Below are 18,404 nucleotides of genomic sequence, written 5' to 3'. Positions count from 1 at the left end.
CTCTGTAAACAGGTTCAATGCATGATCACATGTATTATCTGGGCTCCACAATCAGCTTAATGGCCGTTCGATCCTCACCGTCTATCACAATGTCTGTAAAAGCTGGAATACAAATCAAGTCAACTCCGCTTGGTGCTACAAATCCCCGGGCTATCGCTACCGCTTTAATGGCTTGGTTCAGTGCTCCCGCTCCAATGGCCTGCAGTTCAGCATTTCCACGTTCACGAAGAACTCCTGCAAGTGCGCCGGCTACGGAATTGGGATTGGACTTTGCTGAAACTTTTAATACTTCCATGGTAAGTACCTCCCTGGGAATGTTGAATGTTTGTTTCCACTTACTAGATGTTATTCGCGGGAGGTAAAAAAATTCCTTCTTTTTAGACGGGTTTCCTTGCAAAATGGGACAATACCCCTATTCCATGCGCCACTCGTCTTCCATCAGGCGGATTTTTTCAATTTTAGTTGCTGCACCTGTGGACTCGTCAATTTCAACGAATACACCGTGGAAATGCCACTTGCCGTCATCAACGACAAAGCGTACCGGCAGCTGAGTGTAAAATTTTCGCAGTACTGCCTCACGCTCCATACCGAGAATTCCATCTCGCGGCCCCACCATGCCCGCATCCGTCAAGTATGCTGTCCCACCAGGTAGAATCCGGTCATCATTGCTTTGTACATGTGTATGTGTACCTACGACCAGTGACGCACGCCCATCCAGATGCCAGCCCATGGCAATCTTCTCGGAAGTCGCCTCGGCATGCATATCGACCAGAATGCATTTATGATCCCGGCGCAGCTCGTCCACAATCTCATCCGCAACGCGGAATGGGCAATCAAGTGCGGGCAAAAAGGTACGACCCTGCAAATTTACGATCGCTAGCTCCTTGCCTTCACCTTTGACCACCGTGTATCCTCTGCCTGGTGTTCCTGGTGGAAAGTTGGCAGGTCGGATCATGCGTGGTTCGTCATCTATAAAATCAAAAATGTCCTTATTGTCCCAGGTATGGTTGCCAAGCGTAATCCCGTGCACACCCCAGTTGAAAAATTCGTTGGCAATAGCCCCCGTGATTCCACGGCCAGCTGCTGCATTTTCTCCATTTACAATAACCAGATGTGGTTTATATTTTGTCTTCAGATATGGCAAGTTCTCCTTCAAAGCCTTACGTCCTACATTACCCACAATATCACCGATAAACAGCACTTTCATTGCATTGCCTCCTTAATTCCCCGCAAGCTTAGCTTGGTATAACCAGCATCACATCTTTGCGGGCATCCCTAACCCATTAGTTCGTTCTACCAAGCCCATTGCCGGGCTTTCAACAGGAAAAGTGGCCCACTACAGCGGCCACTTTTCCTTAAAGCTCTATTTAGCGTATTCAACCGCCCGGGTTTCCCGGATGACGGTGACTTTGATATGACCCGGATAATCGAGCTCATTCTCGATCATCTTCGTAATGTCACGTGCGAGACGGAATGCTTCCGCATCGTCGATTTTTTCAGGCTGCACCATAACGCGAACTTCGCGTCCAGCTTGAATGGCATACGATTTCTCGACACCTTCGAACGATTCCGAAATCTCTTCCAGTTTCTCCAGTCGTTTGATATACGTCTCCAGTGTTTCGCGGCGTGCACCCGGTCTTGCTGCAGACAGTGCATCTGCTGCGCCAACCAGCATGGCAATGACCGAAGTTGCTTCGCAATCCCCGTGATGGGACGCGATACTGTTGATTACTACCGGATGTTCTTTGTATTTCTTCGCCAGCTCCACGCCGATTTCAACGTGTGATCCTTCCACTTCGTGATCCAGCGCTTTACCAATGTCATGCAGTAGACCTGCACGTCTTGCAAGTGTAATATCTTCTCCGAGTTCGCCAGCCATCAGTCCAGCCAGATAAGCGACCTCCATCGAATGCTTCAAGACGTTTTGACCGTAACTTGTACGGAACTTCAACCGGCCCAGTATTTTGATCAGATCCGGATGCAGACCATGTACACCCACTTCAAAGGTAGCTTGCTCACCATATTCACGGATGCGCTCGTCCACTTCTTTGCGGGATTTCTCCACCATCTCTTCAATGCGTGCCGGGTGAATGCGTCCGTCAGCCACCAATTTCTCGAGGGCAGTACGGGCAATCTCACGACGGATCGGGTCAAAGCCCGACAGAATAACTGCTTCTGGCGTATCATCGATAATAAGGTCAATCCCCGTAAGGGTTTCAAGTGCACGGATGTTACGTCCTTCACGACCGATAATCCGGCCTTTCATTTCTTCGTTAGGCAAAGTGACAACAGATACCGTTGTCTCTGCCACATGGTCAGCCGCACAACGCTGAATGGCAAGGGTAATAATTTCGCGGGATTTCTTGTCCGCTTCTTCCTTCGCCTGCTGTTCAATGTCCTTGATCATTTGAGCCGTCTCATGACGAACTTCCTGTTCTACGTTGGACAGTATGATACTGCGTGCATCTTCCATGGTGAGGTTGGATATACGCTCCAGCTCCGTCACCTGATTTTTGTAGATCATTTCGATCTGCTGCTGTGTCTCATCAATACGTTTCTCTTTGTTGGCCACTTGCTCTTCTTTACGTTCGAGTGATTCCATCTTTTTATCCAGCGACTCTTCTTTTTGCAACAATCGTCTTTCTTGTCGTTGAATTTCGTTCCGACGTTCACGAGTGTCTTTTTCAGCTTCGGCCCGAATGCGATGAATCTCATCCTTTGCTTCCAGCACCGTCTCTTTCTTCTGTGCTTCTGCCTCTTTCTTCGCGTTCTCAACGATCTGTACGGCAGCTTGTTCCGCACTGGAGATTTTAGCCTCTGCAAGAGATTTGCGAATAAAATATCCGACTCCGAACCCAATAACGAGCGCGGCCACAACGAGAACGATCGTGATTGCAATGTCCATACTGTTCACCTCCTCGTTGGTTCCTCCAAGGCACTCCTTGGGTCAATTTGCTGTTTTCAAACTTACATATGTTTGGGAATAACGATACCTACGGCGATCCCCCGCCGATTTTCATTTCAAGTGTACATGTTACCATGTACTATTCGCTGCCTTCAGCGAATCCATAATCATGAAGGGTAAATCCTAAGAAACCGAAACCGCTTTTTTGGAAGGAAAAAGGGTTGTCCATTTCTTACAGACTCATGTCCATTTTAGTATTTGACGAAAGAAATTGTCAAGAGAATGCAGTACACTGTGTAGTCTCTGCTAATCCCATGGTAACAACTCGTCATCTTCAGAATCTTCGACTTCATCTTCTTCAATTAAACAATTCACAACTTTACGTACCATATCCATAGGAAAACCGCGTCTCATCAAGAAGGGAAGCGTTTTGCGTTTCTTCTCTGCAACGTCCCCTTTGACTTGGTTCCACTTCTTTCGCCCTGCGGTCAAAGCTGTCTCAAACTCCACATCCGCATCCACTTCTTCAAGCGCTTCAACGATGAGCTCATTGGCAATGCCCTTTTGGCGCAGCTCTTGCCTTATCCACAGTTTTCCCTTCCTCTGGCCTGTCATACGCTGCCTTGTCCATTCCTTCGCAAACCCTTCATCGTCCACAAGCTTCTCCTGCTCAAGCCGATCCAGCACTTCTTCAATTAATGGTGCGGCGAACTCTTTCTGACGAAGTCGCTGGCTTAATTCATGCCTTGTACGCTGTTTGTGCTCTAAGTAGCGCAATGCCTGAACATAGGTTTGCTGCCGCTCATCCGCTACTATGATCTCTTCGAGATCTTTCTTCACAAATGTGTTGCCCCGGGTCATTCGATATTTGATCATTACATCTTCCAGAACCGTAATCGAGTACATACCGAACGTGATCCGGTACCGGGCCTGCCTGCTTTTTGTTCGCTCTACCCGTGTAATGATAAGTTCTTCGTTATCCGGGAATTGGGAGATCCCCTCCAGTTCCGTTGTTTCGTACAAATCTTCATCATGTTGATCCATTCAGGTCTCTCCCTCCTTTTTGTTTTGTTCAACTCTTATCTTTCTAATTATGAAATACCCATCTACTTAAAGAAAACGGCAGATCAAAATGCAAAAAGCCGGGATTCCAACCCGGCACCAGCTCACTCCATAAATAAATGTGCTAACAGCCCCTGTCCAATGGACAGGAGCTGTTAGACAGCGCGAGAACACGCGCCGTCTCCCCTAGCAGGATCGGATTAAATTCATTCACCCCAATCCGGGAAGTCCAGTAAGCAAACACCTTCTGGAGCCTCCCGGCAAGGAAGAATTACTCGTTAATCTCAAACAATTCTTGTTCTTCTGCTTCTTCTTTTTGTTGATCTTCGCTCGTTGGAGCTGGAACTACCGTCGTCAGATTGCTCGCTTCACGAATTTTTTGCTCGATCACTTGAGCGATCTCTTTATGTTCTTTCATGAACTGCTTCGCATTTTCACGACCTTGGCCTAGACGTTCGCCTTCGTAAGAATACCAAGCACCACTTTTATTAACGATATCGAGTTCTGTACCAATATCAATGATACTGCCCTCTCTGGAGATACCTTCACCATACATGATATCTACTTCTGCTTGTTTGAACGGTGGTGCAACTTTATTTTTGACAACCTTCACACGGGTACGGTTCCCGATGATGTCATTACCTGATTTAATACTCTCAATACGGCGAACATCCAAACGAACTGTAGAGTAGAATTTCAGGGCACGTCCACCAGGCGTTGTCTCAGGGTTACCAAACATTACGCCAACTTTTTCACGAAGCTGGTTGATAAAGATGGCAATGGTTTTGGATTTGCTGATTGCACCAGACAATTTACGCAACGCTTGAGACATTAGACGTGCTTGCAAACCAACGTGGGAATCCCCCATTTCGCCTTCGATCTCAGCTTTTGGTACCAAGGCAGCAACAGAGTCAACAACGATAATGTCAACAGCACCACTGCGCACAAGTGCTTCAGCAATTTCCAATGCTTGTTCACCCGTATCCGGCTGGGACAAAAGCAATTCATCAATGTTAACACCCAGTTTACTAGCATACGTTGGATCAAGAGCATGCTCGGCATCGATAAATGCAGCTTGTCCACCGACTTTTTGCACTTCAGCAATCGCATGCAATGCTACAGTTGTTTTACCTGAAGATTCAGGTCCATATATTTCAACAATCCGGCCTTTAGGCAAGCCGCCTGTTCCAAGTGCTATATCCAGAGCCAAAGATCCGCTGGGTATGATTTCCACTTGCATGTGAGTTGACTCACCCAGTTTCATGATAGATCCTTTACCAAATTGCTTCTCTATTTGACGGAGCGCCATATCAAGCGCGGCACGACGGTCTGACAATATGCTCACACCCTTTACTGTTTATAAGATAATGATACCTTGTTTTAACACGTTTGCCAAGCTTTTTTTCGAACATACATTCGTTTTTTTTGTAAGGCCGAGGCGCCTCTTCCTGGGCAAAACTTGCAATGAAACAGAAAAAAGAACCGCAAACAAGGCAAAATGCCTAATTCTACGGTTCTTCCGTCTGCTTTGATTATACTTGATTATCCCTGTAAAAGCAATTCAAGGTATACCTAGTCCATCGCGACAAGTTTGCGCCATAAACGGTATAAAATAGCCTTGGTCGAACGGATGCGGACTGTCTCCCGATTACCGTTGATACGCAATTCGTGAATCTCCGTCTCTTTTCCCCGCTCAGCAAGAGCGATAAAAACCAGACCTGGTGGCTTACGCTCAGAGTAACCTGGACCTGCTACTCCTGTAACCGCCAGACCAAAATCCGAATCACCGATCATGCGTACCTGCTCGGCCAATACTTTAGCAACTTCAGGGCTCACAGCCCCGGGAGCATCTTCACCCTCCAGATAGTCATGAGGAACATTCAGCAGCTTTTCCTTTATCTCGTTGGAATAACATACAATTCCGCCTTTGAGCATGGAAGCACTGCCAGGAACCGAAGTCAGACTCTGCATGACAAGCCCTCCTGTACAGCTCTCAGCGGCGCTCAAGGTCAGACCCATATCAGCCATCATCGTTACAATTGTGTACTCTATAGGCACATCCTCGTTCGCGTAGAGGTGTTCAGGCAACCGTTCCCGAATGAGTACCTCCATGGCATCCAGCTTCTGCTTGGCCTCATTCTCACTCGGCGCCTTGGTGGACACCCGTACCGTTACTTCTCCCTCACTTGCATAAGGTGCAATCGTAGGGTCGGTTTGGCTATCAATCAGGTCGAGCAGACGGTCTTCCAATGCCGACTCACCGATCCCGGCAAATTTCAGCATTTTCGAATAAATTGGCATTTCTTTCGTAAGAACATGTTGGAACAACCAAGGTTTGACCTCCTGCTCAAACATGGGGATCAGTTCTTTCGGGGGGCCAGGCATGACAATATAATGCTTCCCGTTATCCGAGATGGCATTACCTGCGGCAAGGCCTGTTTCATTAGCGAGCGGGGTCCCTCCTTCAACCACGATGGCTTGACGTCGGTTATTCTCCGTCATCTCCACATTGCGATCCCTGAAGAAGCTTTCGATTTTATCGATTGCCATCCGATCAATATGTAGGCCGCGTCCCAACACTGCTGCTATGGCATCCTTGGTTAGATCATCCTGTGTAGGCCCGATACCGCCTGAGAACAAAATGACATCAGCTCGCCCTTGGGCAATTCGAATCGCTTCGCTGAGACGATTCAGATTGTCCCCTACCACAGTTTGAAAATAAACATCAATCCCGATAGCAGCCAATTCACGGGATAAATATCTGGCATTCGTATTAACGATCTGTCCGAGCAGCAACTCTGTTCCGACTGCAATAATTTCTGCCTTCATACAGCATCCTCCTGTACACAATGTGAGTGATCAAAGGGCAATAGGATGTTTTCCTATTGCCCTTTGCGCAAGCTGTTCTTCATAAATTACCCGTTTTACCTTAAACTTTTACGCTTTTGATAAATTAAGCAAATTTTTGTTTTTGATGAAATAATCAATGCCAGACCAAATCGTTATGATCGCTGCGGCCCAAACGGCTATAACATCAACATGAATCCCTGTATATGAGAACGGGAAGTTGTTAAGCAGAAGCAAGACGATGGCTACAATTTGCACCACTGTTTTCAGCTTGCCCCAGTTGCTGGCCGCCACAACTGACCCATCCAGCAAAGCAATTTGGCGAAGCCCGGTAACTGCAAACTCCCTGCTGATAATGACGACAGCAATCCAAGAGTCCAGTTTACCCATTTCAACAAGTGAAATGAGCACGGCAGTCACCAGCAGCTTGTCTGCCAGCGGGTCGAGCAATTTGCCTAAATTAGTGACCATATTGTTTTTCCGCGCCAGGTAACCGTCAATGCCATCCGTACTGGCTGCAATAATGAAAATAATGGCAGCGATCAGCTGATTATACGGAAGTGAGAAACTTCCAATCTGCAAAGGCTCCGGATAAAATGGAAAGTCCACAAGCAGAAACACCATTAAAAAAGGGATTAAGCAAATTCGTGCAAGCGTAATCCGGTTGGGTAAATTCACAAGACGCCCTCCCTCTTATCCTCCAATACTCCAAACAATCATCTTAATCCCGTATCCATCATCCGGATGTGAACACTGTAAAATTCACTGAGTACATCACTGCTCTCATATGTAAAAACGCAAAAAATAAAGTCAACCGTTCAAACGCAAAATCGTCTAAAACGTTCCGGCGACCTTCATAAGATGTACTGCTTTTCACAAAGTCAGCAAAACGGTGATGACTGGGCTTGTATGCTTGATTGCTAGCAATGCACACTTAGTATAATATACGCCAATTGCAGTGTCAAAACACGTTTCACGCAACAAAATGGGCGTAACAAACTTATTTGAAATTGGTATATTGCAAATCAAGAGGCAAATTGGCACCATTCAAAAGCTGCATTACGGCTTGCAAATCATTTTTACTCTTACCAGTTACCCGGAGCTGATCCCCTTGAATCTGGCTCTTCACTTTCATTTTGGAATCACGAATCAGAATATTGATCTTTTTCGCGACATCCTGGTCAATCCCCTGTTTAAAACTCAGACGCTGGCGCACGGTCCCGGATGAAGCTGGCTCCACTTTGCCATAGTCAATGTTCTTGAGGGGCAGATTCCGCTTCGCCATTTTGGATTGAAGTACATCAATGACAGCCTTAAGCTTGGTCTCATCGTCGGATACTATTGTCAACGCATCCTTGTCCAGTTTCAAGCTGCTTTTGCTGCCTTTAAAATCGTATCGTGTGCTGATTTCCTTTTCCGTCTGTGTAACGGCATTTGTTAATTCCTGCAAGTCCATTTTGGACACGATATCGAACGAATTTTCTGAGCTCAATCTGGTCACCCTTTCAATTAATCATTGGTTCTGTGTAACATTATAGAGGATTCGCCCCGGAAAAGTCTAATTTTGAAGGGAAAAATAAACGAAAAAGCATTTTTAGCCACCGCTTTTTGCAGTAGCCAAAAATGCTTTAACGCGCAGCAGTCTAATATCGGCTGCGGTTGGGCTGTCTGAACATGTCGAGCACACCCAAAACGATATGCGCAAGTCCAAAGCCCAGAATTCCGTAACCCCAAGCGCTTGGAGTCAAATAATAACCCAGGAGGCTGACAATGATTCCTAAACCTGTGACGATCCAGCTGACTGTCATAGCCATCCACCTCGCTTTACCGAAAGTTAACTGCTAGTGAAGACAAACTTATTGTCCCCCGCAATTAATGCCCTTATTCGCCGCCTGTGGCAGAGCCTTCGGTTCCTGCATCGGAGCCTTCGACAGAGCTCGCATTCGTTCCGGTAGACGCACCTGTACTTTCGTCTCCCAATTGGAGACGAATCCGGTTGGTGGCCTTACCATCCGTTACGACTTGACCACCAACTTCAATGGTCGTAGCCGCAGCATATCCAGATTTAATGTACAAGCCGGTACTATCCAGATCAAACGACATACTGTCTCCATCGGCTGTCATACCAAATTGTAGTTTTTCTCCGCTTGAATTTTCACCTTTATACACTTCCAGCCAGCTCTGACCTGAAGCATTAATGGTAACCTTGACCGGTTGACCTGCACTTCCGTTTACTTTGAAATTTGTAATATTACCGGATTTACCATCTTCAGCAACCGTTACAGTCCCAGCATTATCTGCAGGCTCTTGATCTTCGGTGTCATCCGGGGTTTGTTCGTCCGTCTGACCTTCGGTACCCTCACCGGTCACGTCGGTCCCCCCACCATTGCCGCCTGCTTCTCCTTCTGGCTGACCGGTTTCTTGTGCTCCAGATTCGTTATCCGGTGGAGTGGACGCTTGACCGTTATCCGTCGTCTCATCCGGTTGGTCATTCGGCGTTTGCTCACTATCTGTAATTTTGGTTTGATCCACGCCTTGTGTATCCGCGTCATCCCTGTTCATGACCACATACACGTACAGCAAGGCAACAATCAGAATCGGAAATGTCCACATTAACGCTACAGACATCCACCGATTGCTGCGTTCCACAGGTCGACTCGACCGTTTTTGAATCACGGGCTCCATGGTTGCTTCCGTTTCCTCTGCCGGTACATCTTTCTTGTGTCCCTCCAGCAGCTCATCAGGGTTTAGTCCCACCGTCTCCGCATAGGTTTTAATGAAAGCTCGCACGTAGAAGCTGCCAGGAAGCACTTTATAGTCCCCAGCCTCTATTGCTTCCAAATACCTCTTGCGAATTTTAGTCATTTCCTGTACATCGTCGAGACTCATCCCTTTTTGCAGCCGGGCCTCTCTTAACTGCTGACCCAGTTCAGACATGCTATCTCCTCCTTATGTTTATCTTTTTCTCTTTGGTTGTTGCTATCTATTCCATGATTCCGTACGGAGCATTACAGTTCGTCGGTGTAACTAGCCGTAAACGTATCATAAATAATTTCCTCATTCGGATTGTTGCGAAGTTCAATAATGATATCAAAATCGTTATAGTCATATTCTGATTCCTGCACAAAAATATCAGGATGCTCAATGACCTTGGTACTCGGCATCGTCATAATGTCCTGCAACAGATTATAATGCCGTTCACTGGAACGAATCGTACTTACAATACCATCAATGATGAAGACATTGTTTGGGTTCATTTCGTCCTCGGAGAGTTGGCTTCTTATCGTTTGACGAAGCAAAGTAGACGAAACAAACGTCCATCGTTTCATCGCGCACACGCTACCGGCGATAATGGATTCCGTTTTTCCGACACGAGGCATGCCCCGAAGGCCAATCACCTGATTGCCTTCCCTTTTAAATACTTCACCCAAAAAGTCCACGAGTAACCCAAGTTCGTCGCGTGTGAAACGAAAAGTTTTGCGATCGTCCGAGTCGCGGTCAATGTAACGGCCATGACGCACAGCCAAGATGTCGACCAATTTGGGTTGGCGCAGAGCGGAAACCGTAATGCTGTTCACCTTTGCAAGCATTTCACCCAGCAAACGAATCTTCTCATCGTCGTCGGATTCAAGCAGCATTCCTCTTGTTTTGCCTTCAACGCCATTAATGGTCAATATATTTACTTCAAGCATCCCCAGCATGGAGGCAATGTCCCCCAACAAACCGGGTCTGTTCTTATGTATTTTATATTCCATATACCATTGTTTAGATTCCATTTAAACACCCCGTAATGCAATATTCCACATTGTTCGACAGCAACAGATCGTGCCCGAAGGACACCGAACTGAGACATCTTCTAAAAATGGGTCACGTTAATGATATATAAAAAGAAAATGAATTACAAGAACAGGTCTGTAATCATTAGAGAAAAGCCCCCTTGCGGGAGCTTTCCATCGGTGGATCTTATGCGTTTTGTTTGGCCAATTTGACCATCAGGCGCGCAATCGTACGACGCTCTTCGGCATCGCCGACATCCCATATTTCCTTCAATGCCCGGTTGGAATGGTTCGCTGGATCCACTTTCTCATCCAGAAAGTCACCAATCTCATACGCAAGTTTGTTGATGGTATCTTCACTCATCCCCATCTTCTCTGCTTGCTGTACGCGATCACCCAAGAACTTTTTCCATGTGTCAAAACTGCTGAGCACCGTTTTTTCTGTTGACATGATAAATCCTCCTTAGCTGTCGCATGAGATTTAAAATCAACAGTTGTAATATGTGCCTATCGAGCAATTAATATTCAGGATAAATTATCCACCGAGCCTTAACCCACCAAACTGCCATTCTTCAGGTAAGCCAGCCGCCATTCGGGCTAATGATCTGGCCATTGATATATCCGGATTCCGGCAGCGCGAGAAAATAAACAAGAGAGGAAATTTCATCAGGCTGCGCAAGTCTCCCGGCTGGAATTTCCTCCTCCAGCATTTTCAGTTCATCCTGATCCAGATGATTCAGCATGGAGGTCTGAACGGCTCCTGGGGCAACTGCATTTACAGTAACACCGGAAGGTGCAAGCTCTTTCGCAAGAGCTTTTGTAAAGGCATTTACGCCCCCTTTCGTGGTGGAGTACAGGACCTCACAAGATGCACCTGATAACCCCCAGATGGAGGATACGTTAATGATTCGTCCGTATCGCTGTGAAATCATGTGAGGCATCATGATCTGAGTACACAAAAATGTGCCTTTCAAATTAATGGCCATCACTTCATCCCATATTTCATCAGTCACGTCGGACAACAACCCATAATGCGATATGCCTGCGTTATTTACCAGAATGTCAGGCAATAATCCATGAGACTCCAATTTTTCACGCATACGCTCAATTTGTTCCCGGCTGCGAAGATCTGCGGACACCGTCATGACTTTGCCGCTGCCCTTTTCCATGCACCTTCTCGCCGCTTCGTTGGCTGCCTCATGGGATTTCATGTAGTGAATAACCACGTTCATACCCACCATTGCAAACCGTTCTGCAATAGCTGCTCCTATACCTCCGCTTGCTCCAGTAACCAGTACTGTCATGTCTCCAATCGGCTTCATTTGTCCGGTTCCCCTCTCCATATTACGGACTCACGACAAGCGATACAGCCAGTTGTTCCCAGCGAATATGCTCTTCCAGTCTGCGATTTACTTCTTCCAATGTGATTGATTCATATATGGGAATCATGTTGAAAAAATCACCGCCACGGAACTGCTCACGCGTAAATTCATGTGCAATATTCTCTGGTGAATTAAGCATGCGCAAATATCCCCCGATTTTCTTTTTGCGTGCACGCTCAAAGTCCGAAGCTTCGAATCCCTTTTTAACAATAGCATCAACCTCTTCCCGTATGCGGGCCAGCAATAGATCCGGGTCTTTAGTATCACCACCAACAACAGAGAATGCATACTGCGGTGAACTAATGTATTCATGTCCGAAGCTATCCGAGATGAGATCTTCATCATACAGTTTTTGAAATAGGGCCGTGCTAGCGCCAAACAGAAGATCCAGCATCAATTTGGTCGTCATATCACGCCGGAGCAGGTCTTCCCCCGAGAATCCAACATCCGTTTCCTTAAAGCCAAATAAACACTTGGGCAATGAAACCGCGAGCCGTGCTTCCCTCCTGGCCTCCACAACCCCAGCAGGCTCCTGTTCAAATATCCGTTTGATTTCACCTTGAGGTTCGTAGTTTTTCTCCGCCTGGTTCGAACGAACCATATCCATGACTTCTTGAGGTTCTACTCCACCCACAACAAATAAAAGCATATTGCTTGGATGATAAAACGTATTGTAACACGTATACAGCGTTTCTTTGGTTATCGTGCCGATCGATTCCACCGTTCCCGCAATATCGATATGGACTGGGTGTTTTTGGTACATTGCTTCAATCAATCCAAAATACACACGCCAGTCCGGATTATCGGCATACATATTAATTTCTTGTGCAATAATGCCTTTTTCCTTGTCCACATTCTGGTCCGTAAAATAAGGATTTTGCACAAAGTTGACTAATGTTTGTATATTTTCATTCACATGTTCTGTCGCAGAAAACAAATATACAGTTTGGTCGAAACTCGTAAATGCATTGGCAGATGCCCCATTGGATGCAAAAGTTGCAAAAATATCACCTGTCGGCTCCTCAAACATTTTATGTTCCAGAAAATGAGCGATACCGTCGGGAACCTGAACTTCTTCCTGACCTTTCACCTGAAAATGATTGTCCACAGAGCCGTATTTGGTTGCAAACGTGGCAAACGTTTTTTGGAATCCGGGTTTAGGCAATACATAGACATGAAGCCCATTATCCATGACTTCGTAATACAGCGTTTCCTGCAAATGTTCGTAATGTATGCTCTCCACCAGTTATTCTCCCTTCTCATCCCGCAAGAAGTAGATCGTGTCCAGACGGAATTGCTCTGCCGCCTCACGAACGTTTTCTTTGCTGATTTGCTCAACCTGAGCGAGCAGCTCGTCAGCGGTCCGCTCCTTACCCGATAACTGACGATTAAAGTCATACGCAATCATCTCAAAAGCCGAATCCTGCATTTCTTTGAGCAGATTGCGAATCATTGCTTTGGTCTGGGACATTTCCAGATCACTAATATTTCCATTTTTCATTTCATCTAACTGCTGCTTGATGATACTAACGGCTTTTTCATAATTCGGTATTTCAATCCCGGATTGAATCGTTGCAATGCCTTTGTGTCCGTCATACCGGGAGGAAGCATAGTAGGCCAGACTCTCCTTTTCACGAACATTAACGAACAATTTGGAATGCGGATATCCTCCAAGAATGCCGTTGTACATTAATGCTGCTGCATACTGCGGGTCGCCATACGTAATGGACGTGCGAAGTCCCATATTCAGTTTACCTTGGTTAACATTTAGTCGTTCAACGACCGTCTCCACTTCTTTGTCACCGCGGACAGCCTGGTTTGTCACATAGTTAGAGGAATGGGCACGATTTACATCGAAGTGTTTTTGAACTAGACTCTCCACTTCTTCGAGCGTCGTGTCGCCTACGACATACAGATCCATGCTGGCCTGCTGCAGCCACGTCTGATAAGCGGTCGTTAACACATCGGGTTCGATTCCCGGAAGATCCTGACGTTTCCCTAACGGATGCAAGCGGTAAGGCTCATTTTTACACATTTCCTCGATACTTCGCTCTGCCGCATAACGCATTTTATCATTAACAACCGACTCCAGCTGTTTGCGGACGGTCTCACGTTCTGAATGCACATAGGCCTTTCTGAAATGCCCATCTTCCATGGCCGGGCGAGTAAGTACCTCCCCCAAAAATGCAAAGGAACGGTCCAAAAGCTGCTCATCCCCGCCTACAAAGGAATCATTAATCGTGTCCATCCGGAACTGTACAATTTGATAGTCTCCACGCTTGTATACGTCAAAACCAAAACCAGCTCCATACAAATGCTCCAACTGTTCACGAAACTCCGTTGTTTCAGGATAAGACTGGGTTCCACGACGAAGCACAAATGGCGTAAGCGCTACTTTGGTGACCGTTTCTTCCTGCAGCGGGACTCCTGCATACAACGAAATGGCAAAAGTTTTGAAACGTTTAGTGGGCAATACATGGATACGAAACTCCTTTTGACTGCCCCGTTCAAATCCTGATGTATTCAAATGTCAAAACCCCTTTACGGCGTCATTTGTTAGGCAATATTTCAGTAACTCTCAAGTGCAACAACCATTTTAACCCATGCAAAAGGCAAGAAGCAACCGAAGACGCGTCTTCTGGTTGCTTCCAACATCATCACATACAAAAGATATGCTGCCCGATTGTTTTCACCTGAGGACGGGTCCAGATCCACTTGGAAGTAGCCGTCTTGGGATTGAAGTAATACAGGCAGCCGCCGGATGGGTCCCAGCCATTCATTGCCTGCTCAACCGCTTTACGGGCCTGAGCATTGGGTTCCAGATAGATCTGCCCGTCAGCTACAGCGGTAAATGCACCGGGCTGGAAAATGACGCCGGATGGTGTATTTGGAAAACTCGGTGATTTAACGCGGTTCAATATGACTGCTGCTACAGCAACCTGACCTTCAAAGGGTTCTCCCCGGGATTCGCCATATACTGCATTGGCCATGATCTTAATTTCATTCTCAGATAAGCCCATGGAATTGGCGGAACCCATATTGTCCTGCTCTTTGTTTGCATTATCAGTTTTGTCCGTACCCTGGCCTGACGATTCCTTGTGCAGTGGAGGCTCGGTCGGGGACCATTGTTTAGTTGCATTGTACAATCTCAGTTTAGTTTTAGCGCCAACCACACCATCCGCTTTCATACCGAATTCAGATTGAAACCACTTTACGGATTTTAGCGTGCTGCTGCCAAAGTTACTATCGATTTTACCATTGTAAAAACCTAAGTACTTCAGTCTGCCTTGTAGCTCGTATACATCCTGCCCATAACTTCCATATTGCACGGTGTTGCTGCTGAAGGTGGGCAGCGATTTCTCTTCCACCTGGGAAGGATTTGGTTTGGATTCTTGGGTTGCCGAATGGTCAGGGAGCAAATAACGAATTCCCAATGCAGACATCAGCAAGATCGCAGTGAAAAGCCATATGTTCATTTTTCGCATCGACTGTGCTCTACCTTTCTCTTGTGGGATTAACAGAATCGCTAACGTTATTATGACAAGCCTGCTTGCTTCCTATGCACCAAATCATCCGATCATTGGACAACATGGCAAAACCTCAACGATCCTCAACAACAAAAAAGCCCCCAACTTATTGTCAGGGGCATGCATAGATACTTTTCTTCATGGTACTTAAGAACTTATTTTGTTTTGTTGATATTGTTCCAGCGAAATTAGAACCTCCCTAGGCTTACTGCCCTCATACGGGCCAATAACGCCACGAGCCTCCATTGAGTCGATCAGACGTGCAGCGCGAGTATAACCTACACGCATGCGCCGCTGAAGCAAGGATACGGAAGCTTGCTTCGCTTCCAATATAATTTGCACAGCCTGCTCGTACAGTTCATCCTGTACTTCATCTGCCGCTTGAACGGAGTCATCGACTTCAGGAACAATTGATTCATCGTACTGGGCTTCGCCTTGTCCACGCACATAATTAACAATATTTTCAACTTCTTCATCACTCATGAAAGCTCCCTGCACCCGTACAGGCTTGGAAGCCCCCATTGGCATGAACAGCATATCGCCGCGACCCAGCAATTTCTCGGCTCCACCCATATCTAAGATCGTCCGGGAGTCCACCTGTGAAGACACACCGAATGCGATCCGGGAAGGGATATTGGCTTTGATGACACCTGTAATGACATCTACGGAAGGCCGCTGCGTGGCGATTATGAGATGGATTCCGGCTGCACGCGCCATTTGCGCAAGACGGGCAATGGCATCTTCCACATCCCCGGCTGCAACCATCATCAGATCCGCAAGCTCGTCCACAATAACAACGATGTATGGCAACACGGCTGCCGGGTTATCCTTCATCAGGTTGTTGTAACCTTCGACGTTCCGTGTACCCGATTTGGAGAACAGCTCATACCTTTTCTCCATCTCGACCACAATCTTTTTGAGGGCCAGCGAGGCTCTCTTGGGATCCGTAACTACCGGAGCCATCAGATGAGGAATGCCATTGTATACATTAAGCTCAACCATTTTCGGGTCGACCATCAAAAATTTAACTTCATCCGGTTTCGCTTTGTACAGAATACTTGTGATAATCCCGTTAATACATACCGATTTACCAGAACCCGTAGCACCTGCAACAAGCAAATGGGGCATACGAGCAAGGTTGCCGATGATGGTCTGACCGGAAATATCCCGTCCAAATGCAATAGTCACTTTGGATTCTGCATCCTGAAACGTGGATGTTTCCATAACCTCACGCATCGTTACAACGGAAACTTCACCGTTAGGCACTTCAATACCGATTGCTGATTTACCCGGAATTGGTGCTTCCATCCGAATATCCTTGGCCGCTAATGCCAGTGCAATATCATCTGTCAAACTTACAATTCGGCTAACTTTTACACCTATATCCGGCTGAATCTCATAACGCGTAACTGCTGGTCCTCTAACAACTTCAAGCACTTTCGCCCGCACACCGAAGCTTTCCAATGTGGCTTCAAGCTTCCGGGCAGTTTGCATATAATCTTTTTGATCCCCACCCTTACCGCCGTTATTAGGCTTAGCAAGCAGGCGGAACGAAGGGAGTTTATATGGCTTCGGAGGTGGTGGAGGCGGTTTAACAGGCTCCATCTCCTGCCCCTCAACACCTTGACCGCCTATCACCGAAGATGAATCATTTAACCCAACAGCTTGTCCTTCCGTGCTGTTCTCCATCTCACTCAGGTCATCAGCACCCGCCTCGTTTACAGGCCAATCTGCTCCATCTACCAGTTCATCACTAATTTTAATCGGAATGTCGTCTTCCTGGCGGGAATCTGAAATGTCCTCAGGAAACGGATACGCATCGTCCAAATCGTCATCCTTTACATGATCCTCTGATCTGACGTGTTCGAAGAAATCACGAATAATCGGAGCTGAACTGGTTTTCGGTGCAGCCGTCCTTCCAGCAGAGGCTGGAACATCTGAGACAAATGATGGCTCTTCATTCCATGATTCTTCGAAATGATCCGGCTCAGCGCGATATAACACTTGCTCTGCTGCCGTTGGCTGCTCCTGCTCCATCTCTCGGTCTGATTTGGTTTCCCGATCCGCACCCCACTTACCAAACAATTGAAAGAAAATGGGTGCTTTCCGCTTGGGAAGATGCATCTCTTCCAAATCATCCTCTTCATCCTCTTCGATATCCGCCGGAATAGGAACCACTTTACGTGCTGCCCCACCTTTTTTTCCCGAGGAAGTTGCAGCAGACCGTGCTGATGGTCTGGACTCCAGCTTTTTGTAGATCGAACTGCCGGCATCCCATACCTTGGTTCTGAATATACGCACCAGATCGACATAGGACAGATTCGTAATCAGCATGAAACTGATAATAAACATCACGATCATGATCAAACGTGCGCCAAGACTGCCGAACAACCACAGGAACAGAGCAAACTGAGCAGCCCCAATGTAGCCGCCACTTATGTCCTTATTCAACATGGAATCACGTTCACCTGGGGCAGGCTGAAGCAGTTCGGTCTGCATATCATTATGTACTTGTGTAATAACCGCTCCAGGCTCGAGAGCACCCACAGGGATAAGCTTCTGATGCATTGCAGATACGGTACTCATTAACGTTAACGCAAAAACCAGAAGAACAAGTCCGGTCTTGCGAGTAGTCCAACCGCTTGGCCACTTTCGATGAATCATAACCATCAAACCGTAGTAGATCCCGACCAGCGGAATGGCAAAATAGAACTTCCCTAGCATTAATCCGAACATTTTGGATAGTGAACGTCCTACCGTTGCTTCTCCGGATAGGGCGATAACCGCCAGAGTAATGAGCACAATACCATAGATTTCATATTTTAAAACGCCGCTGAACGCAGCGCCTTTTTTCTTCTTCTTTTTTCTTCTGGCCAAAATCAGGTCACCCCCAGAAGAATATTAT

The 18,404-nt window shown here is 46.7% G+C and carries 17 protein-coding genes; all 17 read right to left on the bottom strand.

Annotation, left to right across the window (positions count from 1 at the left end; genetic code table 11):
* Positions 1 to 34: 34 nt before the first annotated feature.
* Complete coding sequence (locus tag AC3RCI_RS11465) at positions 35 to 295, bottom strand: stage V sporulation protein S (RefSeq protein WP_019005392.1); 261 nt, start codon at positions 293 to 295, stop codon at positions 35 to 37.
* Between the two features lie 117 nt (positions 296 to 412).
* Positions 413 to 1,207 (bottom strand): TIGR00282 family metallophosphoesterase, encoded by a 795-nt coding sequence (locus AC3RCI_RS11460; protein ID WP_492472412.1) that lies wholly within the window; start codon positions 1,205 to 1,207, stop codon positions 413 to 415.
* 156 nt (positions 1,208 to 1,363) lie between these two features.
* Positions 1,364 to 2,905, bottom strand: coding sequence for a ribonuclease Y (gene rny, locus AC3RCI_RS11455; RefSeq protein ID WP_127536218.1), 1,542 nt, complete (start codon positions 2,903 to 2,905; stop codon positions 1,364 to 1,366).
* Between the two features lie 306 nt (positions 2,906 to 3,211).
* Positions 3,212 to 3,949 (bottom strand): regulatory protein RecX, encoded by a 738-nt coding sequence (locus AC3RCI_RS11450; protein ID WP_492529017.1) that lies wholly within the window; start codon positions 3,947 to 3,949, stop codon positions 3,212 to 3,214.
* A 289-nt stretch (positions 3,950 to 4,238) separates the two neighbouring features.
* The gene (gene recA / locus AC3RCI_RS11445) at positions 4,239 to 5,303 is read right to left on the bottom strand and encodes a recombinase RecA (RefSeq protein ID WP_095287695.1); all 1,065 of its coding nucleotides are present in this window, start codon (positions 5,301 to 5,303) and stop codon (positions 4,239 to 4,241) included.
* Positions 5,304 to 5,539: 236 nt separating this feature from the next.
* Positions 5,540 to 6,796, bottom strand: a complete 1,257-nt coding sequence (locus tag AC3RCI_RS11440) for a competence/damage-inducible protein A (RefSeq protein WP_492529014.1) — start codon at positions 6,794 to 6,796, stop codon at positions 5,540 to 5,542.
* Positions 6,797 to 6,904: 108 nt separating this feature from the next.
* Entirely contained in the window at positions 6,905 to 7,492 is a 588-nt protein-coding gene (pgsA, locus tag AC3RCI_RS11435) for a CDP-diacylglycerol--glycerol-3-phosphate 3-phosphatidyltransferase (RefSeq protein WP_336779660.1), read from the bottom strand.
* Positions 7,493 to 7,814: 322 nt separating this feature from the next.
* Positions 7,815 to 8,306, bottom strand: a complete 492-nt coding sequence (locus tag AC3RCI_RS11430; protein ID WP_153978042.1) for a YajQ family cyclic di-GMP-binding protein — start codon at positions 8,304 to 8,306, stop codon at positions 7,815 to 7,817.
* A 151-nt stretch (positions 8,307 to 8,457) separates the two neighbouring features.
* Complete coding sequence (locus tag AC3RCI_RS11425) at positions 8,458 to 8,622, bottom strand: hypothetical protein (protein WP_336779659.1); 165 nt, start codon at positions 8,620 to 8,622, stop codon at positions 8,458 to 8,460.
* A 73-nt stretch (positions 8,623 to 8,695) separates the two neighbouring features.
* The gene (locus AC3RCI_RS11420; RefSeq protein WP_492529012.1) at positions 8,696 to 9,751 is read right to left on the bottom strand and encodes a RodZ domain-containing protein; all 1,056 of its coding nucleotides are present in this window, start codon (positions 9,749 to 9,751) and stop codon (positions 8,696 to 8,698) included.
* A gap of 71 nt (positions 9,752 to 9,822) precedes the next feature.
* Positions 9,823 to 10,590 carry a DUF3388 domain-containing protein gene (locus AC3RCI_RS11415; protein ID WP_095287700.1) on the bottom strand — a complete coding sequence of 256 codons (768 nt, stop codon included), beginning with the start codon at positions 10,588 to 10,590 and terminating at the stop codon, positions 9,823 to 9,825.
* 187 nt (positions 10,591 to 10,777) lie between these two features.
* Complete coding sequence (locus AC3RCI_RS11410; RefSeq protein WP_095287701.1) at positions 10,778 to 11,041, bottom strand: DUF3243 domain-containing protein; 264 nt, start codon at positions 11,039 to 11,041, stop codon at positions 10,778 to 10,780.
* A 121-nt stretch (positions 11,042 to 11,162) separates the two neighbouring features.
* Positions 11,163 to 11,912: an elongation factor P 5-aminopentanone reductase gene (gene ymfI / locus AC3RCI_RS11405; RefSeq protein WP_397332215.1), complete on the bottom strand. Its 750-nt coding sequence runs from the start codon at positions 11,910 to 11,912 to the stop codon at positions 11,163 to 11,165.
* A 22-nt stretch (positions 11,913 to 11,934) separates the two neighbouring features.
* Positions 11,935 to 13,215 carry an EF-P 5-aminopentanol modification-associated protein YfmH gene (gene yfmH, locus AC3RCI_RS11400; RefSeq protein ID WP_492472415.1) on the bottom strand — a complete coding sequence of 427 codons (1,281 nt, stop codon included), beginning with the start codon at positions 13,213 to 13,215 and terminating at the stop codon, positions 11,935 to 11,937.
* A gap of 3 nt (positions 13,216 to 13,218) precedes the next feature.
* Complete coding sequence (gene yfmF / locus AC3RCI_RS11395) at positions 13,219 to 14,499, bottom strand: EF-P 5-aminopentanol modification-associated protein YfmF (RefSeq protein WP_492472416.1); 1,281 nt, start codon at positions 14,497 to 14,499, stop codon at positions 13,219 to 13,221.
* Positions 14,500 to 14,629: 130 nt separating this feature from the next.
* Entirely contained in the window at positions 14,630 to 15,457 is an 828-nt protein-coding gene (gene sleB, locus AC3RCI_RS11390; protein WP_154893568.1) for a spore cortex-lytic enzyme, read from the bottom strand.
* Positions 15,458 to 15,646: 189 nt separating this feature from the next.
* On the bottom strand, positions 15,647 to 18,376 hold the full coding sequence (locus AC3RCI_RS11385) for an FtsK/SpoIIIE family DNA translocase (protein ID WP_492529010.1): 2,730 nt from the start codon (positions 18,374 to 18,376) through the stop codon (positions 15,647 to 15,649).
* Positions 18,377 to 18,404: the final 28 nt, after the last annotated feature.

The sequence above is a fragment of the Paenibacillus sp. MT124 genome (genome assembly GCF_058792755.1).
Note: the sequence above shows the minus strand (reverse complement) of the source record. Positions and strands in the feature narration are given on the sequence as shown.